The 25,179-nt window shown below is 46.4% G+C and carries 26 protein-coding genes; 16 read left to right on the forward strand and 10 right to left on the reverse strand.

Annotated features, from left to right (window positions below; all coding sequences use genetic code 11):
- From HCJ96_RS02290 to HCJ96_RS02310, 5 genes are all read left to right on the forward strand, one after another.
- Nucleotides 1-1,188 carry an E22 family MetX-like putative esterase gene (locus tag HCJ96_RS02290; protein ID WP_169209396.1) on the forward strand — a complete coding sequence of 396 codons (1,188 nt, stop codon included), beginning with the start codon at nt 1-3 and terminating at the stop codon, nt 1,186-1,188.
- A gap of 13 nt (nt 1,189-1,201) precedes the next feature.
- Nucleotides 1,202-2,203: an extracellular catalytic domain type 2 short-chain-length polyhydroxyalkanoate depolymerase gene (locus HCJ96_RS02295; RefSeq protein WP_169209471.1), complete on the forward strand. Its 1,002-nt coding sequence runs from the start codon at nt 1,202-1,204 to the stop codon at nt 2,201-2,203.
- Nucleotides 2,196-2,963, forward strand: coding sequence for a 3-hydroxybutyrate dehydrogenase (locus tag HCJ96_RS02300; protein WP_169209397.1), 768 nt, complete (start codon nt 2,196-2,198; stop codon nt 2,961-2,963). Before HCJ96_RS02295 ends, HCJ96_RS02300 begins: the two co-directional genes overlap by 8 nt.
- Nucleotides 2,964-3,038: 75 nt before the next feature.
- Complete coding sequence (gene nadK, locus HCJ96_RS02305; RefSeq protein WP_169209398.1) at nt 3,039-3,914, forward strand: NAD(+) kinase; 876 nt, start codon at nt 3,039-3,041, stop codon at nt 3,912-3,914.
- Between the two features lie 116 nt (nt 3,915-4,030).
- Nucleotides 4,031-5,029: an NADP-dependent oxidoreductase gene (locus tag HCJ96_RS02310; RefSeq protein ID WP_169209399.1), complete on the forward strand. Its 999-nt coding sequence runs from the start codon at nt 4,031-4,033 to the stop codon at nt 5,027-5,029.
- 94 nt (nt 5,030-5,123) lie between these two features.
- On the opposite strand, the gene HCJ96_RS02315 is transcribed toward HCJ96_RS02310, so the two are convergent.
- Entirely contained in the window at nt 5,124-6,230 is a 1,107-nt protein-coding gene (locus HCJ96_RS02315; RefSeq protein ID WP_169209400.1) for a serine hydrolase domain-containing protein, read from the reverse strand.
- A 365-nt stretch (nt 6,231-6,595) separates the two neighbouring features.
- Between HCJ96_RS02315 and recN the strand changes: the two genes are divergently transcribed.
- The 3 genes from recN (at nt 6,596) to HCJ96_RS02330 (ending at nt 9,565) form a co-directional block, all read left to right on the forward strand.
- Complete coding sequence (recN, locus tag HCJ96_RS02320; RefSeq protein ID WP_169209401.1) at nt 6,596-8,281, forward strand: DNA repair protein RecN; 1,686 nt, start codon at nt 6,596-6,598, stop codon at nt 8,279-8,281.
- A 92-nt stretch (nt 8,282-8,373) separates the two neighbouring features.
- Nucleotides 8,374-8,730, forward strand: a complete 357-nt coding sequence (locus tag HCJ96_RS02325) for an outer membrane protein assembly factor BamE (RefSeq protein ID WP_169209402.1) — start codon at nt 8,374-8,376, stop codon at nt 8,728-8,730.
- A 172-nt stretch (nt 8,731-8,902) separates the two neighbouring features.
- Nucleotides 8,903-9,565, forward strand: a complete 663-nt coding sequence (locus tag HCJ96_RS02330; protein ID WP_169209403.1) for a DUF4097 family beta strand repeat-containing protein — start codon at nt 8,903-8,905, stop codon at nt 9,563-9,565.
- A 67-nt stretch (nt 9,566-9,632) separates the two neighbouring features.
- Here HCJ96_RS02330 and HCJ96_RS02335 read toward each other — a convergent pair whose 3' ends face one another.
- Together HCJ96_RS02335 and dkgB are read right to left on the reverse strand one after the other, a co-directional pair.
- Complete coding sequence (locus tag HCJ96_RS02335; protein WP_169209404.1) at nt 9,633-10,931, reverse strand: DUF445 domain-containing protein; 1,299 nt, start codon at nt 10,929-10,931, stop codon at nt 9,633-9,635.
- A 62-nt stretch (nt 10,932-10,993) separates the two neighbouring features.
- Nucleotides 10,994-11,797, reverse strand: coding sequence for a 2,5-didehydrogluconate reductase DkgB (dkgB, locus tag HCJ96_RS02340; protein ID WP_169209405.1), 804 nt, complete (start codon nt 11,795-11,797; stop codon nt 10,994-10,996).
- Nucleotides 11,798-11,937: 140 nt separating this feature from the next.
- Here dkgB and HCJ96_RS02345 point away from each other — a divergent pair, with 140 nt between their 5' ends.
- Nucleotides 11,938-12,711: a type 2 periplasmic-binding domain-containing protein gene (locus tag HCJ96_RS02345; RefSeq protein WP_169209406.1), complete on the forward strand. Its 774-nt coding sequence runs from the start codon at nt 11,938-11,940 to the stop codon at nt 12,709-12,711.
- A gap of 44 nt (nt 12,712-12,755) precedes the next feature.
- Here HCJ96_RS02345 and HCJ96_RS02350 read toward each other — a convergent pair whose 3' ends face one another.
- Genes HCJ96_RS02350 through HCJ96_RS02375 form a run of 6 tightly spaced genes read right to left on the reverse strand, consistent with a single transcriptional unit; the run spans nt 12,756 to nt 17,319 of the window.
- Nucleotides 12,756-13,346 (reverse strand): HD domain-containing protein, encoded by a 591-nt coding sequence (locus tag HCJ96_RS02350; protein WP_169209407.1) that lies wholly within the window; start codon nt 13,344-13,346, stop codon nt 12,756-12,758.
- 54 nt (nt 13,347-13,400) lie between these two features.
- A complete protein-coding gene (rluB, locus tag HCJ96_RS02355) occupies nt 13,401-14,327 on the reverse strand; it encodes a 23S rRNA pseudouridine(2605) synthase RluB (protein WP_169209408.1) in 927 nt (308 codons plus the stop codon).
- 15 nt (nt 14,328-14,342) lie between these two features.
- Nucleotides 14,343-14,966: an SMC-Scp complex subunit ScpB gene (gene scpB / locus HCJ96_RS02360; RefSeq protein ID WP_169209409.1), complete on the reverse strand. Its 624-nt coding sequence runs from the start codon at nt 14,964-14,966 to the stop codon at nt 14,343-14,345.
- Entirely contained in the window at nt 14,953-15,825 is an 873-nt protein-coding gene (locus HCJ96_RS02365) for a segregation and condensation protein A (RefSeq protein ID WP_169209410.1), read from the reverse strand. The genes scpB and HCJ96_RS02365 overlap by 14 nt, the downstream gene beginning before the upstream one ends.
- The gene (locus HCJ96_RS02370; RefSeq protein WP_169209411.1) at nt 15,822-16,442 is read right to left on the reverse strand and encodes an L-threonylcarbamoyladenylate synthase; all 621 of its coding nucleotides are present in this window, start codon (nt 16,440-16,442) and stop codon (nt 15,822-15,824) included. Before HCJ96_RS02370 ends, HCJ96_RS02365 begins: the two co-directional genes overlap by 4 nt.
- A 4-nt stretch (nt 16,443-16,446) precedes the next feature.
- Nucleotides 16,447-17,319 (reverse strand): PHP domain-containing protein, encoded by an 873-nt coding sequence (locus HCJ96_RS02375; RefSeq protein ID WP_343034637.1) that lies wholly within the window; start codon nt 17,317-17,319, stop codon nt 16,447-16,449.
- A gap of 253 nt (nt 17,320-17,572) precedes the next feature.
- On the opposite strand from HCJ96_RS02375, the gene HCJ96_RS02380 reads away from it, so the two are divergent.
- Genes HCJ96_RS02380 through HCJ96_RS02410 form a run of 7 tightly spaced genes read left to right on the forward strand, consistent with a single transcriptional unit; the run spans nt 17,573 to nt 24,501 of the window.
- Complete coding sequence (locus HCJ96_RS02380; RefSeq protein ID WP_169209412.1) at nt 17,573-19,165, forward strand: anthranilate synthase component 1; 1,593 nt, start codon at nt 17,573-17,575, stop codon at nt 19,163-19,165.
- Nucleotides 19,165-19,779 carry an aminodeoxychorismate/anthranilate synthase component II gene (locus tag HCJ96_RS02385; protein WP_169209413.1) on the forward strand — a complete coding sequence of 205 codons (615 nt, stop codon included), beginning with the start codon at nt 19,165-19,167 and terminating at the stop codon, nt 19,777-19,779. Before HCJ96_RS02380 ends, HCJ96_RS02385 begins: the two co-directional genes overlap by 1 nt.
- Nucleotides 19,772-20,803 (forward strand): anthranilate phosphoribosyltransferase, encoded by a 1,032-nt coding sequence (gene trpD / locus HCJ96_RS02390; RefSeq protein ID WP_169209414.1) that lies wholly within the window; start codon nt 19,772-19,774, stop codon nt 20,801-20,803. The genes HCJ96_RS02385 and trpD overlap by 8 nt, the downstream gene beginning before the upstream one ends.
- Nucleotides 20,796-22,193 carry a bifunctional indole-3-glycerol-phosphate synthase TrpC/phosphoribosylanthranilate isomerase TrpF gene (trpCF, locus tag HCJ96_RS02395; protein ID WP_169209415.1) on the forward strand — a complete coding sequence of 466 codons (1,398 nt, stop codon included), beginning with the start codon at nt 20,796-20,798 and terminating at the stop codon, nt 22,191-22,193. The genes trpD and trpCF overlap by 8 nt, the downstream gene beginning before the upstream one ends.
- Nucleotides 22,194-22,210: 17 nt before the next feature.
- The gene (gene trpB, locus HCJ96_RS02400) at nt 22,211-23,398 is read left to right on the forward strand and encodes a tryptophan synthase subunit beta (RefSeq protein WP_169209416.1); all 1,188 of its coding nucleotides are present in this window, start codon (nt 22,211-22,213) and stop codon (nt 23,396-23,398) included.
- Complete coding sequence (gene trpA / locus HCJ96_RS02405; RefSeq protein ID WP_169209417.1) at nt 23,391-24,200, forward strand: tryptophan synthase subunit alpha; 810 nt, start codon at nt 23,391-23,393, stop codon at nt 24,198-24,200. The genes trpB and trpA overlap by 8 nt, the downstream gene beginning before the upstream one ends.
- A 1-nt stretch (nt 24,201) precedes the next feature.
- Entirely contained in the window at nt 24,202-24,501 is a 300-nt protein-coding gene (locus HCJ96_RS02410; protein ID WP_169209418.1) for a YciI family protein, read from the forward strand.
- A 126-nt stretch (nt 24,502-24,627) separates the two neighbouring features.
- Here the strand turns inward: HCJ96_RS02410 and HCJ96_RS02415 are convergent, their stop codons facing one another.
- Complete coding sequence (locus HCJ96_RS02415) at nt 24,628-25,092, reverse strand: pyridoxamine 5'-phosphate oxidase family protein (RefSeq protein ID WP_169209419.1); 465 nt, start codon at nt 25,090-25,092, stop codon at nt 24,628-24,630.
- Nucleotides 25,093-25,179 lie beyond the last annotated feature (87 nt).

A 25,179-nucleotide genomic window follows, 5' to 3' on the forward strand; every position in this document is an offset into this window, starting at 1 on the left:
ATGGAAAAAATAGTTTTTATCTGTCTTATCCTTTGCCTGTCTGCTGTTACTGAGGCCAGACCCGCAAAAGATGAACTGTTAGTTGAAAAGCAGACCTTTACTACTCAGGAGTTTGCTTTGTTCAATGGCGAAGTATTGCCTGAAGTAAAAGTGGGTTGGGAAAGCTACGGCAAGCTCAACACGGATAAAAGCAATGTCATATTAATTACCCATTACTTTACCGGTACCTCACACGCCGCGGGTAAGTACCACCCGGATGATCCAGCACCGGGTTACTGGGACGCCATCATCGGCCCCGGCAAAGCGATTGACACCAATAAGTTTTTTGTTATCAGTGTCGATTCACTGGCCAATCTGAATGTTTTTGATGAAAACGTAGTGACCACAGGACCTGCCAGCATTAATCCGGCAACCAACAAACCCTGGGGAACCGACTTCCCGGTTGTCACCATTCGCGATTTTGTCAACATTCAAAAAGCCGTCTTGCAAAGTCTGGGGATTGACTCACTACATGCCGTGATTGGGCCCTCAATGGGCTCAATGCAGGCGCTTGACTGGGCAGCGGCTTACCCTGAAATGGTTGAGCGGGTAATTTCTGTGATCGGTTCAGGTGAAAGTGATGCCTGGACGACCGCCCTGTTAGAGCAATGGACCATACCGATAAAATTAGACGCAAAGTGGAATAATGGTCACTATTCTCTTAATGATATACCCAAGGCGGGTTTAACTGCGGCTCTGATGCTGATTACCCAGCAGGCATTAACCCCGGAATTTTTCAATAACCAGGGCAAGCAGTTAAATTACATGCCATTGGAATCTGCACCGCTTAACAGTATTGCAAGTTCACACAGCATCGTCGACTGGTTACGGCAACGCGCAGCAGCGCGCGCAGAAAACATGGATCCCAATTCACTGCTTTATCTGGCGCGTGCCTGTCAGCTTTACGTGGCAGGTCATGATAATTCACTTGCGAAAGGGCTTAAAAAAGTCACTGCCCCCAGTCTTTTCTTACCTTCCTCAAGCGATTTGCTGTTAATGCCTTATTTGGCAGACAGTCCAAACCAACAGTTAGGCCAATCAAGCAAATTACTTACGCTGGAAGGTCAATTAGGTCATCTTGAAGGCGTATTGAATATTCAGCAGCACGCGAAGACGATCACTACATTTTTAACTCACCCTGTCAGGTAACCTTATGATGAAGATGGCGCACCTTACGTTACTGTCAGCGATGTCAATGTCGCTGAATGCTTTAGGACAAGACACCTTGCCTGAATTGAATCTGGATTTGTCTGATATGACGGTTTCCGGGTTATCTTCGGGCGGCTACATGGCAACGCAATTTCATGTCGCCCACAGCGACACGGTAAACGGTGCCGGTGTGATTGCGGCAGGCCCTTACTATTGTGGGCAGAACGATATTACCGTGGCCCTGAACCAATGTGTCAGCAAAATGGAAGAACCGGTAGATCTGTCTTCGTTGAATCAATCCGCCGCGTCCTGGGCAGAACAAGGCAAAATTGCGCCACTGGAAAATCTCAAAGGCGATAAAGTCTGGTTATTCCATGGAAGCAAAGATACCAAAGTGACGGCTGAGGCGTCTGATTTATTGAGCCAGCAATATCAACAATGGGCCGGTGAACAGAATGTCACCTACATTGACAACAAGCCTTTCGCACATTTATTTCCCACCAGAGAAAAAGGAGGGTCATGCTTGTCATCCGATGCGCCCTATCTGGGCAACTGCGATTATGATGCGGCAGGTGAAATGCTAACCTCAATTGTGGGCAACCTAACGCCACCATCTACTGAACTCTCCGGTCAGGTGGTTTCGTTTAGTCAACCAGAGTTAGCCGGTGAGGCGGCCAAAACCATGGCCCAGACTGGCTACACCTACATTCCCAAAAGCTGCGCAGAAGGGGCTGAATGTAAGGTCCACATCAGTTTCCACGGCTGTAATCAATATGCTGAAGCAGTGGGCAGCGAATACGTAAAGAATACCGGCCTTAATGAATGGGCGGACTCGAATAATATGGTAGTGGTGTATCCGCAAACGAAAAAATCCATGTTTATGCCATTAAACCCCCAAGGCTGCTGGGACTGGTGGGGTTATACATCAGCAGACTACGCGACCGCCGAGGGCCACCAGATCCAGGCAGTCATGACCATCGTCGAAAAGTTAAACAGCGGAAGCAACCATGAATAAAAGAAACATTCTCATCACCGGCAGCGCCAGCGGTATCGGGTTTGGTATTGCAGAACACCTGGCCACGCAGGGACACCACGTGGTGCTGGCCGACATTAATCTCGACGCGGCGACTGCGGCCTGTGACAAATTAATCGCAAAGCAGTTAAGTGCCGCCCCTATTGCGCTTGATGTCAGCAATGCTGATCAGGTGCGCAAAGCCGCTGAAAGCTTGGCAGCTACGCCTATTGATATTTTAATTAACAATGCCGGCATTCAGCATGTGGCAAAACTTGAAGCCTTTCCAGCGGAAAAGTGGCAGCAGCTAATTAACGTGATGCTGGTTGGCCCTGCCCTGCTTACACAGGCATTCTTACCCGGTATGCGTGAACGCAATTTTGGCCGTATCATTAACGTCGGTTCCATTCACTCGGTAATTGCATCGCCGTTCAAATCGGCCTATGTCGCCGCCAAACACGGCTTGCTGGGCTTCGCCAAAACCGTCGCGCTAGAAACCGGTGATTGTGATGTCACGATTAACACATTGTGTCCTGCCTATGTGAAAACGCCGTTAGTCGAACAGCAGATAAAGGCTCAGGCCGAAGAAAACGGTATATCTGAAGAAGAGGTGATTAACAAAATCATGTTAGAGCCCATGCCGAAAAAGGCCTTTATCAGTATTGATGAATTAGCGGCTACGGCGAGCTTTCTCATTAGTGATCACGCACGTAACATTACCGGCCAAACTATGATCCTGGATGGTGGCTGGACCGCACGCTAACACTTCCTACTTTCCATTCAAATGTGCTAATGTCCAAGGTAGAACACTGATTTTATTACGGACATCAGCACCTTAATGTTATATAAAACTGTTGGTTTGATTGGCAAACCCAGCCATGAAGCGATTCATGACAGCCTCGATGAACTGATCACCTACCTAAAAAAGAAGGGGTGTGAAATTCTGATAGAAGAAAGCCTTGCTGCTGAGATGGACGATGTACACAGTCAATTTGCCAATTTGGTCACCATTGGTAAACAGGCTGATCTGGCTGTGGTTGTGGGGGGTGACGGTAGCATGTTAGGTGCCGCGCGCGTGTTGTCACGCTTCGATATTCATGTAGTGGGCGTCAACCGTGGAAATTTAGGCTTTCTAACTGACATCAACCCTGATGAAATCACCTCACAATTGGATCTGATTTTCGCTGGTGAAACCGTGGTGGAGCAGCGCTTTCTGTTAGAAGTGGGGGTTTATCGTCATGAACAGCTCAAAAGCAACAATTGCGCTGTAAACGAAGTGGTGCTTCACCACGGTAAAGTGGCCCATATGATGGAGTTTGAGATTTATATTGACGACCAGTTTGTGTTCAGCCAGCGCTCAGACGGATTAATTGTCGCAACTCCCACCGGTTCTACTGCCTATTCTCTTTCTGGCGGCGGCCCCATCATTATGCCGCGACTAGATGCGTTGACACTGGTGCCCATGTTCCCGCATACGCTGAGTTCCCGCCCCATAGTGGTGGATGCCAACAGTGAAGTTTCTATGCGCGTATCCAAAGTGAACAGTGACAGTTTACAGGTCAGTTGTGACAGTCATATCGTTTTGCCTGTACTGCCAGGCGATGAAATTCGCGTACGCAAAAGTGCCGATACGCTGGCATTGGTTCATCCCAAGGGGTACAACTATTTTAATGTGTTACGTAACAAGCTGGATTGGGGTAGCAAGCTGTATTGATGCGTTTAAATTAAAAAGCACAGTAAACATGGGTAATTGATAAACTGTAGCTCTTGTTTCGTCTGGCATCATCCCCACAACGTATTGTTATCAGACAATATAATTCGGGACATTTTATGGCAGTTTACAAGCAATTAGTACTTAAGCAGCGCCCTACCGATGGCAAAATCGGAAAGCACTTATTCACCCTCAAAGAACAACCTATTCCTTCGCCCGGTGAGGGTGAAATGCTGATCAAACAAACTTACATGTCGCTGGATCCGGCGATGCTGGGCTGGATGAGCGAAGATAAAGAGAGCTATATCCCGCCGGTTGAAATTGGTGAAGTGATGCGCTCCAGCGGCGTGGGCGAAGTGGTTGAATCAAATCACCCGGACTTTAACGTTGGCGACAAAGTCATGGGCATGACCGGCTGGCGGGAGTACCTGATAAGCGATGGACAAGGCTTTAATAAATTGCAGCCCGGTGTCACCGAAGAAATGGCGTTGTGTGTGTTTGCCCTGCCCGGCCTGACTGCAACCACGGGCTTATATAATTTCGGTGAGCCCAAAGCTGGCGAAACACTCGTTGTCACGGGTGCTGCCGGTTCAGTAGGTTCAATTGTAGGCCAGCTTGCGAAGGCTGATGGCTTGCGGGTAATTGGGGTGGTCGGCAGCGATGAGAAAGCGGACTGGATCGTTAACCAATTAGGCTTTGATGGCGCTATTAATTACAAAAAAGATGACCTGAAAGCAAAACTTGAAGAGCTAACGCCTGATAAAGTGGATGTGTTTTTCGAAAATACCGGCGGCCCAATCCAACAGCTCATATTCAATCGCATGAATGCGCATGGTCGTATCGTAGTGTGTGGCATGATTGCCGACTACCAGGCAGAAAAGCCTTCTGCTGGCCCGAACTGGATACCGCTGATTAAAAAGCGCATTAATATTCGTGGTTTTGCCATGCCGGATCATTGGAACGAGATTCCGCAACTACTGCAAAAACTGACCCCGTACGTTCAGCAAGGTAAAATTCAATACCGGGCGCACACGATTGAAGGGTTGGAAAATGCAGTCGATGGCCTCAACATGCTGTTCGAAGGTAAAAATACCGGTAAGATGTTGTTGAAATTATAGTGGTCTACCTTCTCCCACCATGAGTAGGGATAGCTGTTCCCTACTCGTTATTATGCGCATATCCAATCATTGCGAACAATCTAGGTAAGCCAAATTATTCCAGCGTTTCTCTACTTCGATTTAACATTTCGGCACCTAAGGCAATTTCTTTTAATTCGAACGTCAAATCGCGGATGGGGAATGCACGTATATTTGCCAGCACTATCACGGTCAACTCATCGTCTGTATAGCGATGCAGATTTGAGTAAAATCCATCCATAGAGCCACCATGACGAGTCAGCGTCCCTGTGTTTTCGCTTACCCTCCGTTGATACTCTCTGATACGAAAACCATAGCCGTAATTGCCTAACGCACTTGACTCTTCTTTGAAGGCTAACTGAATAATTTCCTGTGAAAGAAAATCATCACCATATAACGCTTGGTCCCATTTAAGCAGATCACCGACGGTTGAGTAAATATCACCCGAACCCAATGCGTAAGATACAATGTTCTCATCATTCTTCACGCCGAAAAAACCTTTTCTGTATCCTTTCGCTCTATTAGCAGGGAGCTGGTTTAATCGTTCTACCCCGGAGTTGGCCATCCCCAAAGGCACAAAAACCAAATCTTTCATCGCTTCCGGATAGTTTTTGTCGGTTACGTTTTCAATCACCATTGCTGCAAGGTGGTAATTCAGGTTTGAATATTGGTACGAAGAGCCTGGAACAAAAGACAGCCTAGATTGGTTAATGATGTGCAGAATTTCCTTTGATGACACATCTTTGTTTTCGAACTGAACCAACCTTTCTAAATGAGGTAATAAACCAGACTGATGTTTTAACAACAGATGCAAGGTGAGCCCTTCAGCAAGCGCTGGATTAAGTTCGCGAATATACGTTTGGACTGGTTTATGTAAATCAAGCTTGCCCAATTCCACCAGCTTAAGTATGGCGACGGCGGTAAACGATTTGGTAAGTGAGCCGATTAAGAACTGATTATTGACAGTGTTGAGTATTTTCCCTTCAATATCTGCGTAACCATATGCTTTTTTGAAGACCACATTTTCTTTTTGAGCGACTAAAACTACGCCTTGAAACTGCTCTTGCTCGACGTAACTCTTTACATGTTGATTTAGTTTTTCAGATAAGGAAAGCGCGTCGCTAGCGTTCGTCTCTGCTAGCGAAATTAGGATTAAAAATAACACAAACCTGAGCTTAAACATGCATCCTTCCTTGAATAGTCCTGGTACTACTTAATTTTGCCAGGTGTCGTATTTATTGGTGAAGATTAAGGATTTTAGAAGTAAATTAATCCTGCATTCAGACAGAGTCACTCATTTTTAAGGTGAGTAGAAAATAAACTGGTTTTCAGCCAGCTGGAAACTTAGCTAACGCATCTTTGGATGCGCGGTAGGGAGAAAACTGAACTTGTGGCAGTGTCACAATTGCTGCAGCGGTCGAGGTTTATGAAGTCATCGTTAGCTTGTTTACTGTAAGATACAACATAAATAGTTAAAAAATCACTTTACAAACACTCACTACTGTATATATTTACACTTACTGTATATTTATAAAGTATTGTGGGTATATGTTAGTTCATCTTTCAGTCAAAAACTTCGCTATTGTCAAGCAGCTCTCAGTGAGTTTTGAACAAGGCATGACGGCAATAACCGGTGAAACCGGTGCTGGTAAGTCCATTGCTATTGATGCACTGAGCTTGTGTTTAGGTGCACGCGCTGACGCCAACGCGGTCAGAAGTGGCGCTGAGAAAGCTGAAATTGTTGCACATTTTTCACTGACTGATAACCAACCAGCCATTAATTGGCTGGATGAGCTGGAACTACTTTCTGAAGAGGTCGCTGATGGCTGTTTCATTCGACGAGTCATTTCCCGTGAGGGGCGCTCTAAAGCTTTTATCAATGGTTCACCGGTTTCTTTACAGCAGTTAAAGCAGCTGGGCCAATATTTTATATCCATTCATGGGCAAAATGCGCACCTGCAGCTGCTTAAAGAAGATCATCAACGTCATCTGGTGGATAGTTTTGCCAAACACGATGGCTTACTTGTCGCTGTTAAACAGGCTTACCGCGACTGGCAATCAATAACATCAGAATTCTCCCGGTTGCAAAGCGAAGCACAGACCCGCATTGATCGTCAGCAACTTTTAGCTTATCAGGTGGCTGAACTCGATGAGTTTGGTCTGGCGGAAGATGAGTTTGCAGAACTCGAAGTGGAACACAAACGCGTCAGCAATAGTCAGGCGTTACTTGAAGAAGCGCAACATAGTGTTTTCACTCTATATGAAAATGATGAAGGCAATGCATTAGCAATGATCCAAAGTGCCTTGGACGGTCTGGAACAGCTACAGGAAAACGACGCCAACCTGACGCCAGTTGTCTCCATGCTAAGTGAAGCATCGATACAAATAGAAGAAGCCGCCAAAGAGTTGCGACGTTATTGCGATAGATTCGATCTGGACCCTGAAGCGATGCAGGAAATTGAAGCCCGTTTTGCTAAAGCTATGGAGCTATCCAGAAAGCATATGGTTGCACCTGAAGATTTGTATTCTCATCATCAGACCATTTTAACTGAGCTTAATGCGCTTCAGGCCGATGAGTCGAAGTTAGAAGGCATGCAGCAGCAGGTTGATGATGCATGGTCACATTATTGCACTCAGGCGACCCAGCTCTCTGAATCACGTCTGGTTGCGGCGAAAACCCTGGCTTCGCAGGTAGAAAAGCAGATTAAACAAATGAATATGCCACACGCCATCGTGAGTATCGATGTGACTCAACGTGAAGAGGCGCGTCCGACGCCCAGTGGCGTAGATGAGATTTCCTTTAAGGTATCCACCAACCCTGGTCAAGGCTTAGAGAAGCTGGAAAAAGTTGTCTCGGGTGGCGAGCTCTCTCGAATAGGGTTGGCGGTTCAGGTGATTGCGCAGGATAGTCAGGTGACACCTACCATGATTTTTGACGAAGTAGATGCGGGAATAAGTGGCCCTACGGCATCGATTGTTGGCAATTTATTACGTCAGCTTGGGCGCAAATCTCAGGTTATGTGCGTTACCCATTTGCCTCAGGTGGCGGCGCAGGCACACAATCAACTATTTGTAACCAAAGTGAGTACTGAAAATCAGACTGAAACTCGCATTCTTCCGTTAACTAAACAAGATCGCATAGATGAGTTGGCGCGACTGCTGGCAGGCGACAAAGTTACTGATTCAGCATTAGCCAACGCCCGAGAATTGTTGAAAAGTGTCGAATCGAACTAATAAGCAGTTGATTGGTCCTATCGTACGGGGTAGCATGCTTCCCCGCTAAAATAGAAAATTAACGATAAGGCTAGTCCGCGGATCTGTATATCATGAAGTTGTTGCAATCACTGTTATTAATTACGTTTATAAGCGGCCTTGCAGGCTGCACAGACTGGATATATCGCATTGATGTTCCTCAGGGGAATTTTCTTGAGGAGAAAGACGTCAAAAAGTTACGTATAGGCATGACTAAGGAACAAGTCATTTACGTGTTAGGCCGTCCGGTTGTGAAGGACTCTTTTAACCATGATACGTGGTATTATGTTTACGACATGAAACGCGGAATGAGCAAACGCGGTGAAGATTTTCAAAAACGGCTCATTATCCAATTTGACGATGATAGAATTGCTAGCGTTGAGGGCGACTTCGAGCTTTCTGAAGAATTTGACACACCATTAGACGAATAATCCTCCATTTTTGGCCTGAAATGCCAAGTTTTGGCATTTCAGGCTACTTTCAGCTTTTCTATCTTTTCAGCAAATCCTAACATTTTGATTTTAAAGTGATTAATTTTTGGCATACGGTCTGCTAAAGTTTGATACAAATTCAAACTTATAAAGTGAACATCCAGGACGTTTTATGCACCTAAAATTACTATCTACTCTCTTCGTTGCAGCCTCGTTGAGTGGTTGTATTGTTCATGTGGGCGGCGACTATCGTGATAAACCAGGCAGTTCAGTTAGTACAGTACTCGGCGGCATTGATATTGATGAAGGGCACTCAGTAGGCGACCTTTCCACAGTTAATGGTGGTATCGAGTTGGCAAGTAATGTTATCGCCAGGGATGTCGATACCGTTAACGGGGGTATTGAGATGGGCGATAATGTCACTATAGAAGATGCCAGTGTGGTAAATGGTGATATTGAAGCAGGCACTAATCTCCATGTTAATGGTGATGTGACCACCGTAAACGGTGACGTGAACTTTGAGTCAGGTGCAAACATTAAAGGTAATATAGAAACGGTAAATGGCGATATTCAATTGACTGGCGCGACCGTTGGCAGGGATATTACCACCCACAACGGCGATATTGAGCTTGCTGATGCAACGGTGGTAAAAGGTAACATCATATGGGAAAAGCGTGATGATGATAGCTGGTTGCGAAACGACAATATCCCCAGGTTGAGAATCAGTGCAGACAGCGTTGTTGAAGGTGAAATCATGCTCTACCGCGAAGTTGAGTTAATTTTAGAAAACGCCTCGCTGAACGATAAAGTCCGTCGTCTTTACTCCGACGAATAGCCCGACCAAAACTTGTAATATACAAATGCCCTGACTCAGGGCATTTGTATTTGATTTACCACAACGTCTAATAAAACTGCTCAATTCCCACTTCGATAAGAAAAAGCAATGCACCAATAATGCCTCCCACGAGGGTGCCATTAATCCGCACTTTCTGTAAGTCGCGCCCTATATTTAACTCCACCTGATAGGCCATATCACGCTCATCCCAACTTTCAATGGTGCGCTGAATGTGATCGGTGAGAAAGTCGGCTAACTCAGGTGCCATATATCGCCCCGCCTCAGCAATATGGCGGTTTATCGAAGCAGCGAGTTTTGCATCACTGTTTATCGCCTTACCTAAGTTGGCAAGTGCCCGGGTGAGATGGGTTCGAAAATGACCATCATCCTCGCTTAAGTCCTGTTTAATACGCCCATTAAGCTCCACCCAGATTTTTGTCAGATATTTGTGCAGCGATGGGTTCTCGAGTAATTGGACGCGCAATTCATCCAGTTTTTGCGCCAGTTCAGGCTCCTGACTAACGCGCTTAATGTAATCATGAAGATATTCATCAAAGGCAATCCGTACCGGATGCTGTTGATCTTCATTGATATCTATAATCATGCTGGCAATTGCCTTGACCGCAATGTTGGCGCCTTTTTCACTTAGCCAGGTTGAGGGCAGAAATTTTTCTAATCGACGATGCTCGGTGCGCATCCAGTCATGCAGCTTCAAGGCAATCATCGCTTGCGTTTCTGGGTGCTCACAGACTTTAGCGATGCGGCTAATAATCTGGTTTAAAATTTCCTGATGGCGATTATTGCGAGTAAGTACACTGAGGGTGCCGCCGGCAAGCGGTCCCAGATTTATGCGATAAATTGCACGTTTAAATCCCGCGATGAGAAATGCCTGAATAGGTTTATCGTCGATCACGTTTAACGCACCCGCAGCCATATCACTTACATAGCGACTGACTTTTGCGGCATTGGCTTCAACCATCAACCAACGTGCAGCCCCCTGGGCCGGCTGGCTTTCGGCAATAAGGGTTTCAATTGCCTGAGGGTTGAAGAATTTCTCTTTTACGAAGCCAGACAGGTTTTCTGCTATCACGGCTTTGTTGTTGGCCACTATATTGGTGTGTGGAATAGGCCAACGGGAAGGAATCGGCTTAAATAATGCGGTTACCGCAAACCAGTCGGCAAGCCCCCCTACCAGCGCTGCTTCGCTCGACATTTTAATCAAACCAATTAAAAAGCCAAACTCCACTGCCAGGGGTGACTGTTTTAATACACTGGTTAAAAGAAACAAACTGGCCGCAGCAATTAACCAGCCCAAAGCTCTGCGCTTAGAGTGCTTTAACGCGTTTTCTCTGACTGACTGGTCCAATTTGCGTTCCTCATTACATCAATACGACCTGGGAGCATTACTGCAAATGTCTGGTATAAATCTCAGTCCCAGTCAGGTGCAAAGTCAGGGTCAACAATGCGCTCACCGTTATCCAGCTCGTTAATTCGACTGATATCCCGTTCATCCAGTTGAACCTTTTGTGCATCGAAATTACTCTGCAAATGTTTCCTGCTGGTTGAAGAGGGAATTGCGTAGATGCCCTTACTCTCTAACCAAGCCAGCGTCACTTGCGCCGGGCTGGCAGCATACTTCTCAGCTATCGCCAACAGCGTATCATCTTTCATCACCTTACCAACCGCCAGTGGCATGTAAGCAGTTACATTCATATTGTGTTCTTCACAGGCTGCAACCACCTGTCTATTTTGCATGTAAGGGTGACACTCGATCTGATTCGTGTAAATGGTGTTTTTACCAAGAATCGAAACAGCCTGCTGCATCTGACTCAGGGTAAAATTTGAAACCCCAATATGGCGACACAAGCCTTGCTCCTTCGCTTCTGCCAGACAATTCAGGTATTCATCCATAGCAATATCATTGTTGGGATACGGCCAATGGATTAGCAGTAAATCAACATAGTCGGTTTTAAGTTTGGACAGGCTGGTGTGCACACTTGGAATAAAGTGATCTCTACCCAGTTTTTCATACCATACCTTGGTCGTCACAAATAACTCTTCCCGGTCAATTCCATTGGTTTGTATTGCATCTCCTACCTCTTCTTCGTTGCCATATATCTGGGCAGTATCAATGTGTCGGTAGCCGATATCTAACGAATCCATCACTGACTGTCTGGCGACTTTACCTTCGAGGCGAAATGTTCCCACTCCAAGTTGTGGCATTTTTTCCATGTAGAACTCCTAGGTCATCGTTGAATGTTACGCTATGATTAAATTTTAAAACTATAAAAGACATTATGCCTACGTCGAGGTAGTCTCTTGAGATCCACGCTATTTATGAGTCTCGTTGTGAAGGAGCGGCCGCTCGCCTTATGAATGTATTTAAGTACCAGGTAGCTTCGTTGCTCGCTTTGTTTATTGTTTCTACTCACATTGTCGCTGAGCCCGAACGTATATACCGTGTTGGGGTTGAAGATGTGCCTTATTATCCATTACAAGACTTCAGAGCGCCTGAAAATAAAGGCGTACTTGCCAGTATCTTGCGCTTATTTGAAGAAAAACAAGGCATTAGTATCGAGTTTATTCCGTTGCCTATCCACCGATTTTCATCCTGGTACGATGATGGAGGCATTGATTTTCGCATTCCAGACAATCCGACGTGGACGGACAAGCTACACCCTGAATTAAAATTTAGTAGTCCTGTACTGCAGCTTTGCAATTCCACTATCGTGCTGGCAAAGAACGCCGATAAACCGCCGTCAGAAATAAAAAGTATTGGTACCTTGTTTGGCTTTACCCCCTCTAATCACTGGCGTTCACGGATTGAAAGGGGTGAGATGGAGCTGATCACTGACAGCTCTACCAAAGTGCTGACCCGCATGTTGCTAAACGAGATGGTGGATGGCCTGGATTTAGATTACAGCGCAATAAGACATGAGGTAAGAGAGCTCGGGCACGATGTAGAGACAGTTGACGTGTATCGTAGTGTCAGTCAGGCGTTAGTCAGTTATCAGATGTCTACTCTCCATCACGAAGGTATTCTTAATCAGTTTAATGATTTTTTGCAGAACCATCGTGATGAAATAATCACTATTAAAAAGAACTTTGATGTCCTGAGTAATAGTGACTGTAAGTATGAGCTATGATAGAGCAGACCTGGCCCGAGAGCGAAAATGAAAAGTAAAAGGAATTAACTGATCAACCACCCTTTCGCTTCAGCCACATCAATTTGCTCGCACACATAGTCCCATAATTTAGGTGCCAGACCGTCTAAATATTGATTCCTCGCGAGCACTTGCGATTTTTTTACCTTGTGTCTTGCCCAACTTCCACCACTGTTTTGCACGTTTTGGATTAACGGTAATATACGATCTATCGCTTTGGCAAAACGACCATCAGCCGATTCGGCCTTCTCAAATTCCAGCCATAAGGCCAACATGGATTGCGATTGAGCTTCAGGTAACAAGCCGAAGATGCGGTGGGCGGCCTGCAATTCTTTTTCTTCCTGTGCGTTCAAATCGTCGATTGCTGCAAAAGCAAAGGTGTCACCGGCATCAATTTCGACCACATCATGAATGAGCAGCATTTGAATCACTCGGCTGATATCAATATCCTCTTCAGCATACTCTTGCAGCGTGACAGCAGTTAAAGCAATATGCCAGCTGTGTTCAGCGCTGTTTTCCTGACGATTGTTATCTGATTTGATCAACGCCTGTCGACGAACGCTTTTAAGACGATCGAGTTCGCGAATAAATGCAAGTTGTGCATTGAGTTGTGTCAAAGCCAATCCTTATAGAAAAATGAATGAGCGCGTGAACTCAGGCCACGCTTAGAACTAACGTGATTTTCTTCTTTTTTTATCGTTTTTACGCGGTGCCACTGCCGGTTCAAATGAATGGGTGCTTTGCTTGTTTTTGCCTTCAGCATTGCGCGTACGATGTTTTTTTACCGAGCGGCGCATACGGCTAAGACGAGCATGATCAAGTTTATTCTGGCGGGCATCCACCAGACTGTCCGTTTCATTTGGCAACTGAACCAGTTTGCGTAATGAGTTGACTTCCTCAAGCGGCAATTCGACCCATGCGCCCTGAGGCAAGCGTTTTTGCAATTCTATGGTGCCGTACTTGACCCGAATAAGCCGACTTACCTGTGCACCCTGTGACTCCCAAAGCCGTCTTACTTCGCGGTTTTTGCCTTCTGACAAAGTGACGTTATACCAGTGATTCATGCTGTCTTCGTCAGACGGACGCGCTTTAATGCTGGTAAATTTAGCTTCGCCATCCTCCAGCTGAACCCCTTTTTGCAGTGTATTTAAAGTCTGTTGACTGACCTCTCCGAATACCCTAACTGCGTATTCTCTTTCGACTTCACATTTGGGATGCATCAAACGGTTGGCAAGCTCTCCATCATTGGTAAACAAAAGCAACCCACTGGTGTTAATATCCAGGCGTCCCACCGCAATCCAGCGTCCCAGGCGGATGGTGGGTAATCGTTCAAACACCGTAGTGCGTCCTTCTTCGTCATGCCGAGTACAGATTTCACCTTCGGGTTTGTTATACATCAGCACCCGGCACACTGGTTTCTCAGTCTGCCGTGAAAGCAAATGCCCGTCCACACGAATCTGTGCCGCAGGCTCTACGCGATCACCCAGTGTCGCCACTTTGCCATCAACTGACACGCGACCTTCGTCGATCCAGCGCTCCATCTCACGACGGGACCCTAAACCTTGATTTGCCAGAACTTTTTGTAATTTTTCGCTCATTGGTGCTTTGGCTCTTTACTCTGATATAGTGGCTAATGAAGCATGTTCTTGATTAGCCGACTCTGTTAATACGTGGTTCGTTTTGGCCTGATCATTTTGTTGTGCCAGGGCATCAAATGCATCGGCCGAAGGTAATTCCGCTAACGAACCTAATGAAAAATAATCTAAAAATGCAGTGGTGGTAGCGTATAAAGCCGGTCGACCCGGTACTTCCTTGTGCCCAACACTGCGCACCCAACCGCGCTCTGCCAATGTTTTCATAATATTACTGCTGACAGCTACGCCGCGAATCTGTTCAATTTCACCCCGGGTGATGGGTTGCCGATAGGCGATCAAAGCAAGCGTTTCCATCATTGCGCGGGAATACTTGGGCGCATTCTCCTGCCACAATAAGCTAAGAAACGGACTGAGACTGTCTAATGACTGAAACCGGTACCCTCCAGCCACTTTAATCAATTGGATACCTCGAGGCCGATAGTCTAACTGAAGTTCTTTGAGCACTTTTTTAAGCGCCCGATCACTCACTGTAAAATCTGCTAGCACCGTATCCCGTAAAAGCTTTTCAGAAACCGATTTCTGAGCAACAAAAATTGTCGCCTCAACTAGCTGTTTCAGTTGTTGATGATTAATCTTTTTCATGGCTGCCTAATTTAACATGAATTTTGTTATAAGGCCCTGCCTGTATACAAATTATCAGCTGCTCTTTTACCAATTCTAAAATTGCCAGAAATGAAACGACAACGCCCGGCTTGCCTTCGTTTATCGTGAATAAGCGTTCCATTGGGGTAAATTCATGTTCGCTTAAGGTGGCCAGGATCGCCGACATGCGCTCTCGCGTACTGAGTGATTCACGCTCGATAGTGTGATGCTCAAACGCGGCAGCTCGCTTCATTGCATGACTAAATGCCAATACTACCTCTTGTAAGCTGACACTGGGGGAAATTTTAATCGGCTGTACCGCTTCATCCAGTATCACCTCACATAAAAATACGTCTCTTTCCAAACGGGGTTGCTCGTCCAGTTCCTGAGCCGCTTTTTTCAATACCTCGTACTCTTTTAAGCGACGAATTAATTCCGCACGTGGATCATCTTCGTCGTCGCTATCATCAGGTCTTCGCGGTAACAACAGCCGCGATTTGATTTCTGCCAGAATAGCCGCCATCAGAAGATATTCTGCCGCCAGCTCAAGTTTAACTGACTTCATCACCTCGACGTATTCCATGTACTGACTGGTTATCTGTGCAACGGGTAACGTGGTGATATCAAATTTTTGTTTGCGAATGAGGTACAGCAACAAGTCTAATGGCCCTTCAAACGCTTCCAGAATGACCTCTAGTGCATCTGGCGGAATGTACAGGTCCTGCGGTTTTTCTATTAACGCTTCACCATTGATGAACGCCAGTGGCAACGGTTGTTGCACCGGCTCAGCAAGAGAGGGGGATTGCGCCTCAGTTGGCGTCACTTCCTGGACATCATCGTCCGACGCTCGCGGGTTCATAGGAAGGGTGACGTATCCCCGGCCCCCTCACGCACTATCACTGGCTCATCTTCAGACAGGTCAATTACCGTGGTAGGTTGCTCACCAAGACACCCCCCATCGATGATAAGACCGACGCGTTTTTCCAGCTTCGTGCGTATCTCTTCTGGATCCGACTCTGCCATTGTCTCACCTGGCAGAATCAGTGAGGTAGACATCATCGGTTCATTCAGTGTTTCTAACAAGCGTTGTGCAATATTATTGCCCGGAACCCGCATACCTATGGTTTTTCGCTTGGGATTTTGCAAACGTTTAGGTACTTCCCGCGTAGCCTTAAGGATAAAGGTGTAAGGTCCGGGGGTATTATTTTTCATTAATCTGAAAACGGTGTTGTCCACCTTTGCGTAAACAGATAACTCAGACATATCCCGACACATCAGCGTAAATTGATGCTCGATATCAATACGTCTAACCATACAGAGTTTGTCGAGGGCTTTTTTATCGTCCATCTGACAACCTATGGCATAACCTGAATCGGTGGGATAAACCACCACTTCACCACTGCGAATGAGATCACAGGCTTGATTTATCAATCGTTGCTGAGGATTGTCAGGGTGAATCACAAAATACTGACTCATAAAATTATCCAGAATATGCAATGTTCCAATTATGCCAGATTGGCGTTAAGGCGTCATCAATGTGCAGATTACGTCCCAGCTCTGTCCATCGTGAGGGAAAGTGAAAATCTGAACCTGCTGAGGCCAGTAAATTATGTTCTGTCGTCAGTTCATTGATGATGCGACGCTTATCCGCAGCCATGCCAGGAAACGCTGTTTCGATAGCATCGCCACCTGCATAGCTAAAATCAGCGACCAATCTGCGCAACCACTTAGTTGACATATCATAATGTGCAGGATGAGCAAGCACGGCCTGACCACCCGCCTGTTTTATCACGGCCACCGCTTGTTTAATCTCAGGCCATTGTGCCTTGTAAAATGCACGCTTTCCTTTACCCAGATATTTTTTAAAAACCGTATCCATTGAAGCCACCTGATAGTCGGCCACCAACACTCTGGCAAAATGTGCCCGTGTTACCTGCCCGCCTCCGGCAAGGGCAAGCGCTTTTTCGGTAACACCTTCGAAGCCACACTTAGCCAGCTTTTCGCCAATTTTAAGTGCACGCTCATGGCGAATATCAGCTTGATTCGCTAAAAACGTTTGTATGTCTGCATTTAACGGCTCAATGTTTAAGCCCACCACATGAATATCAAACCCATGCCAGCTACACGATATTTCTACTCCGTTAACAATACGAAGGTGACGGCTCTGACTACGCTGAAACTCGTGCGCCGCTTTCAGAGCTGCTACTGTATCGTGGTCGGTTATCGCTAGCACATCTACTTGCATGGTGTGCGCACGCGCAACCAATTCTTCCGGAGAAAGGTGACCGTCAGAAAGTTTGGTATGACTGTGCAGATCAATTTTTAACTGTTTTTGCAAATTATCGGTTGACACAACTGCCTTTTTGTTTTCTTCTATTAATAACAGTATACGTGCTAAGCACGTTGAATCCTAACCAAGTTTACCCATTTTTTAGAATTAGGTAGTCAGTAACCATGCAAATAGCCGCGGTCTCCTCAATGACTTTAATTAACTGGTGGTGGCACTCCCTCTCTTAGCGGGCGGAGCATGCGTTGGTGTGTGTTTTTTAAGAAAAGGCCCGTTTTAACGGGCCTTTTTTTGTTTTACGATTCAGGAGTTGCATAAAATGAGTTTAGCCGAGTTAGGCAGTCAACCAGGGATGGTAGAAACTATCATTCGACCTTGTCAGTACGTAAATGATCCTCTGCAGGCATTTGAGATGCTATGTGAAGAAGGCAAGCCTTCACTGCTACTGGAGTCAGCAGAAATTGAAAGCAAGGACGAATTGCAAAGTTTGCTGTTAATTGATGCTGCTTTGCGTATCGAATGTAATGAGAACATAATTATCTGCGAAGCATTAAACGACAATGGGCTGAGCGTACTTCCTCTGTTCAGAAAACATTGCCCGGAAGGGGTGAACATCACCGAAGAAGAGCATACATTGTATCTGTCGGTGCCCCGCACCGCAGCCGATTGTGATGAAGATAACCGCCTAAAAGCTGTCAGCGTTTTTGATGGCCTGAGAGTGCTGTTACAATCAATAACTGCTCTTCGCGAGCATCCCCATGCGCTATTTTTAGGTGGGGCATTCGCTTATGATTTGTTGGCCACATTTGAAACCCTGCCTAGCGTAGAATCCAGTGAAAACAGTTGCCCAGATTACGTTTTCTATGTGGCGGAAACCTTACTGATCACCAATCACAAAACACAACAAACTGAATTATTAGGCAGTGTATTCAGTGGGGAAAACGTGGCTCAGAGCTACTTTTCTGTATCTCAGAAGCTTGAGCAGATAAGTCATCAACTCGGTCAGCTGGTCACTACTGACACCCACTCGTTAGCTGTTGAAACGGGTTCAGAAGTTGCCGTCGATAAATCTGACGACACATTTAAACAGGACGTGTTAAATTTAAAGGAGCATATTCTGGCCGGCGATATCTTTCAGGTTGTGCCTTCACGTACCTTTTCTCTGCCCTGTCCTTCTCCACGACAGTCCTACGCCAGGCTCAAACAAACCAATCCGAGTCCGTATATGTTTTACCTGCAGGATAGAGATTTTTCCATGTTTGGTGCATCTCCTGAATCAGCGCTGAAGTACGAAAGGCAAACTAATCAGGTGGAAATCTATCCGATTGCAGGCACGCGGGCGCGCGGCAAACGACCCGATGGCAGCATTGACGCTGATTTGGACAGTCGCATTGAACTTGACCTTAGAAACGATGACAAAGAGAAAGCAGAACATATTATGCTAGTGGATTTAGCGCGCAATGATGTGGCCAAAGTCAGCGAACCGGGGAGCCGGTTTGTAAAAGATTTATTGCAAGTGGATCGCTATTCACATGTTATGCATCTGGTCTCGCGGGTAGTGGGACAGCTTCGAAACGATTTGGATGCTCTGCATGCCTATCAGGCTTGTATGAACATGGGTACATTAGTAGGCGCCCCTAAAGTGAGTGCCGCGACCTTAATTCGTGAGGTCGAACAAAAAAGAAGGGGCAGCTACGGTGGGGCTGTGGGCTATGTCAATGGACACGGTGACATGGATACCTGCATCGTGATCCGGTCCGCCTTCGTGCGCAATAAAATTGCCTACATTCAAGCAGGAGCTGGTGTAGTTTATGATTCTGATCCTCAGGCTGAAGCCGACGAAACACGAAGCAAAGCGCAGGCGGTTATCAGCGCGGTTCAAGCCACCAATATTATGCAGGGAGCAGTCTGATGAATAGCGATATCTGTATCTTCCTTATCGATAATGTCGATTCATTTACTTACAATCTGGTAGATGAACTACGCGCACTGGATTTCGAACTTATCATTTATCGCAACACGGTAAGTGCCGAGTACATATTTGAGAGAATGCAGCGCAAAGCGGCAGAAAAGCCTGTATTATTGATGCTCTCACCTGGGCCGGGCGCGCCTCATCAGGCTGGCTGTGTGCCAGAACTATTACAGTCCGTCGCCGGTGTTTTTCCCGTATTGGGTATCTGCCTTGGTCATCAGGCAATCGTGGAGCATTACGGTGGCATAGTGAGTCGGGCCACAACAGTGATGCATGGGAAAGCCTCTTCAATTAATCATGATGGTTCAGGTGCTTTTGCCAATTTACCCAAGCCACTGGTGGTAGCCCGCTATCACTCACTGGTAGCCACATCACTTCCCCCTTCCCTGCGTTGTATTGCTGATTTCGAAGAAAGTCCAATGGCCGTGTTAGCTGAGGCAGATAGAATGCTGGGCTTTCAATTTCATCCTGAATCAATTTTAACCGCGACAGGCAGCACCTTATTGCGTCAAAGTATCGCGTTTCTAACCGCTAAAGAGAGTGCACATGCTTGATATTTCACCCATATTGAACAAACTGTATGCTCAGGAAAACCTGACACAGGCGCAGTCATTCACGCTGTTCAACAGCATAATGCACGGCGAACAACCGGATACGATTATCGCGGCAGTGCTGACCGCCTTAAAACTCAAAACCGAATCGGCGGATGAAATTGCCGGTGCAGTGAGTGCCATGATAGCGAATGCTACGCCTTTCCCGACACCAGATTACGCCTTTGCCGATATTGTTGGCACCGGGGGCGATGGACACAATACCATCAATATTTCCAGCGCCGCAGCCGTCCTCGCCGCCGCATGTGGAGTGAAAGTAGCAAAACATGGAAACCGCAGTGTTTCCAGTCGCTCTGGTTCTGCCGATCTCTTTCGTCAGTGTGGCATTGAACTGGAAATGCCTCCCTCTATTGCCAGAAGCTGCCTTGACGATGCCAATTTCTGCTTTTTATACGCACCCGTGTATCATGCAGGCATGCGCCACGCGGCGCCAGTTAGAGCGGAATTAAAAACCCGGACAATTTTCAATATCCTCGGTCCACTCGCCAACCCAGCTGGTCCCAGTCATGGTTTATTTGGTGTGTACAGCCCGGACTTACTGGAAAAATATGCCCGTACTTTGATGTTGTTAGGCCAGCATCGGGCGATGATTGTACATGGCAGTGGGCTGGATGAACTTGCCTTGCACGGCGAGTCTATTATCCTAGACCTTGAGCATGGCGATATTCGACGTTTAACCGTGACTCCCGCCGATTTCGGCTTATCGCAGTACCCCATCAAGGCAATAGAAGGTGGCGATCCTGCCGACAATTATGAAATGATCAAAGCAGCACTGGCGGGTGAAGGACAAGAAGCGCATCGTGCTGCTATCGCAATGAACTGCGCTGCCCTTTTAAAATTAACTGACAAGGTGCAATCGTTTGAGCAAGGCACCGAATTAGCTATGTCAGTTATGCAAGAGGGCAAAGCAATCACCACCTTAGAAACCGTAGCAGCATTGTCGCAACAGCAGGTGAAAAATGCCTAATATTTTAGAAACGATTGTTGATAACAAGCGCAAAGAGCTTGCACTTAAAAAGCGCGACTTAGACATTGAGCAGATTAAGTCTACGTTAGTACCTTCGGAGAGAAGTTTGTTCGACGCACTTAAATCTTCTCCTGCAAGCTTTATTTTGGAATGTAAGAAAGCATCACCTTCTAAAGGGTTAATTCGTGAACCCTTCGATCTTGATGAGATTCTTGATGCCTATGAACCTTATGCCAATGCAATTTCGGTGCTTACCGATGAGAAATTTTTCCAGGGCAAATACGAATACTTAGGTCACGTTACCAGCAGAGTGTCAGTACCTGTTATTAACAAAGATTTTTTCATTGATGAAATGCAGGTTTATCTGGCCCGGTATTATCAGGCCGATGCGATCCTGCTGATGCTCAGTGTTCTTAGCGATAACGAATACAGACAGCTCGCAAAAGCAGCTGAAGCGCTTAACCTCGATATCCTGACCGAAGTAAGCAATGATGAAGAGATGTCGCGTGCTATTGAACTTAAAGCCAGCATTATTGGCATCAATAACCGTAACCTGCGTGACCTCTCAACCGACCTTAATACGACTAAGCGACTGGTTCCTTTGCTTAAAAACGCCAGTCACGAGTTTGTAGTGGTATCAGAATCAGGTATTTATACCCACCAAGATGTACTTTCTCTCGCTCCTTATTGTGACGGTTTTTTGGTGGGTAGTTCGTTAATGGCGCAAGCAGACCTGCCACTTGCTGTACGCAAACTGGTATTCGGCGCTTTCAAGGTGTGTGGAATAACCACCTCAGCCGATGCCCAATGCGTATTTGATAGTGGCGCAACATACGCTGGGCTCATCTTCGCCCGACAATCACCTCGTTGCATTTCAGAGCAGCAGGCGCAACATATTACCTCGACCGCTCCTGGTCGCTACGTGGGTGTATTTACCGCTACCTCGGAATCGGATATCGCGCAAAAGGCGCGCACGCTTTCGCTGCATGCGGTGCAGTTACATTTTGCCACATCGGCTGAATTCAGAGGTAATTTAAAACAATTGCTACCAGAAACGTGTGAGATCTGGCAAGCCGTAGGGGTAACCGATACGTTACCGGATCAGTTTGAATCAATTATGCATTGCGAATCGATTGACATGATCTTGCTCGATTGTCAGGTCAACGACTCGTTCGGTGGCACAGGTAATCAGTTCAACTGGCAACTAATCAATCACATTGAAAATAAACAAAAAATCATTCTCGCTGGAGGTATTTCACCTGAGAACGTCAAAGCCGCAGTGGCCACAGGAGCTGCAATTATTGATGTGAATTCAGGGGTTGAGCACCAACCAGGTGATAAGTCAACCAGCAAAATCGAAGCACTGTTTGACAGTGTACGCGACTATTAGTAAATACAGGATTTAACATGAACAAACTTGAGTCAAGATTCGGCGAATTTGGTGGCATGTATGTCCCTGAGTTATTGGTTCCTGCACTAGACCAATTAGAGCAGGCATTTATTGACGCCCGTGAGGATGCTTCTTTTCAGCAGGAGTTTACCGGATTACTTAATGATTACGCGGGTCGGCCAACGCCACTCACCCTGACTAAAAATCTGGTCAGTAATCCGTTGGTAAAACTGTACCTGAAGCGAGAAGACCTGTTGCACGGTGGTGCGCATAAAACCAATCAGGTGTTAGGTCAGGCACTGCTGACAAAACGGATGGGTAAAACCGAAGTCATTGCTGAAACCGGTGCCGGACAACATGGCGTAGCGACTGCGTTAGCCTGCGCATTACTGGGTCTTAAAGCACGAATTTATATGGGCGAAAAAGATGTTGAGCGGCAAGCACCGAATGTGTTTCGCATGCGCTTAATGGGCGCTGAAGTGATCCCGGTCAGTGCGGGTTCGGGTACGCTCAAAGACGCAGTTAACGAAGCTATGCGTGACTGGTCAGCCAACTACGACAAAGCCCATTATCTGTTGGGTACTGCTGCAGGCCCGCACCCCTTCCCAACTATTGTGCGTGAATTCCATCGCATGATGGGCGAAGAGATTCGCCAGCAGGTAATGGATAAAGAGGGACGTTTACCTGACGCCTTGATCGCCTGTGTCGGCGGTGGTTCCAACGCCATCGGTATGTTTGCCGACTTTATTGAACAACCTGAAGTTAAACTGATAGGCGTAGAACCAGCAGGGAAAGGACTACACACCCATTTGCATGGGGCGACAATTTGTAAAGGAAGCAAAGGTATTTTGCATGGTTCTCATACCTTTATCATGCAAGATCAAGAGGGACAAATTGAGGAGAGTTATTCCGTATCAGCTGGATTAGATTATCCTGCGGTTGGCCCTCAGCATGCCCATCTAGCCCAAACAGGCCGAGCTGAATATGTTGCGGTCACCGACGAAGAGGCACTGCATGCGTTTCAGTTGCTGGCCAGAAAAGAAGGCATTATTCCCGCACTTGAGTCATCCCATGCGCTGGCACATGCACTGAATATGGCCGACGAAGCAGAACAAGAAACCATACTGGTTGTAAACCTTTCTGGTCGTGGCGACAAAGACCTTGCGCACGTTACCAAAATTTTGGGAGACGAAGTCAATGGATAGATATAAAACACTTTTTAAGCAGCTAAATGAACGCAAGCAAGGGGCATTTGTGCCTTTCGTCATGATTGGTGATCCTGATCCAGACACCTCTTTTGAAATCATCTGCCAGCTTATTGATAGCGGCGCTGATGCTTTGGAGTTGGGTTTCCCCTACTCTGATCCTATTGCGGATGGACCCACTATTCAGAAAGCCGCGATCAGGGCGTTAAAAGAAGGGGCAACCCCTCCTCAATGTTTTGAAATCTTAACAAAAGTTCGCGCCCTATATCCTGACATTCCGTTCGGCTTACTTCTTTACAGCAATCTGGTTTTAGCCAAAGGGATCGAAACATTTTACCAACGTGCCAGGGATGCAGGTGTCGACTCTATTTTGATTGCCGATGTCCCGTTAAGGGAAGTGGCTCCGTTCAAGCAAGCTGCTGATAACACGGGAATTGAGCAAATTTTAATTGCGCCTCCCAATGCATCGGATGAGTCCCTAAAAGAAGTAGCTGCGGCCTCCACTGGCTATACTTATGTGCTGGGCCGTGCAGGGGTTACTGGTGCAGAAACAGATGCAAACCTTGACGCACGAGCGCTGTTGAATAAGCTGCAACAAGCCAACAGCGCACCAAGTCTATTGGGTTTTGGCATATCGCGGCCTGAACAGGTCAAGCAAGCCATAGTAGAAGGCGCTGCTGGCGCAATAAGTGGGTCTGCTACGGTGAACATAATTGAAAATAATTTGCATGATAAGCAACAGATGCTGAATAAGCTCAGTGACTTTGTGCACGCAATGAAAGCTGCGACACAGAAGGACTAATATGCTTTATATGATCAACGCAACGGATAAGAAAGATAGTCTTGACAAAAGACTGGCGGTACGAGCTGCTCACTTAGTCCGGCTGAATGCTCTGAAGGATGAAGGCAGGTTGGTCTTAGCAGGTCCTTTTCCCGCTCTGGATGCTGCTGACCCTGGCCCAGCAGGATTTACTGGATCACTCATTGTTGCCGAGTTTGAATCGTTGGACGCCGCCAAAACCTGGGCAGATGACGATCCCTACATCAAAGCCGATGTATACGAAAGAGTGGAAGTTAAACCTTTTAAAATGGTGTTACCTTAAGTTGTAAATGCACGCTGGTCTTCATAAGCTGGCAATTAACTAATTCAGGCTCTGCCAGATATGTCATAAAACGGACAACAGGGCGCAAGGTTCTATCGTGCGCCCTTTTTGCCAGTGATTAACGCGTTACAAGTTAACCTTTGCGTGCTCGCCCATGTCATCTTCCTTCATGCGTTTGCCAGTCATTAATTTAAATACTCCTTTAATTCCCGGGTCAGCATTCCAGATTTCAGCATTATCCAACTCAAAACGCATCATTTTTAACGCTGGGTCGTCTTTACCTTCGTCATACCAGGCCTCGACTTGTTTCGACCAATATTTATCAATAATTTCCTGGCGAGTCTCTTCCACCAAGCGCCCTTTGATGCAGGCAAAAACTTCATGACTTTTCCCACTGAAACAGGCCATTGCAGGTCCACCCGGAGCGATTCGGTTATCTTTTTTTGTATAAAACCAAAACTCATGGTCTGCGTCTTTATCCAGTTGAGCATGCATGGGTTCTGCGTGATCTTTTGCATTGACCAGACTCACCATTACGTTGGGACTTTCTGCCATGGCTTTCCACATTTTCGTTCGAATATCTGTTGACATATTTCGCACTCCTTGTTGAAAAAAGCGTAGTTGTAAACGATGTTCAGCAATGTAAACGAGATAAAGAGGGGATCAGATTGCTCATTA

The sequence above is a fragment of the Alteromonas ponticola genome (genome assembly GCF_012911815.1).
In the GTDB taxonomy this organism is placed as follows: domain Bacteria; phylum Pseudomonadota; class Gammaproteobacteria; order Enterobacterales; family Alteromonadaceae; genus Alteromonas; species Alteromonas ponticola.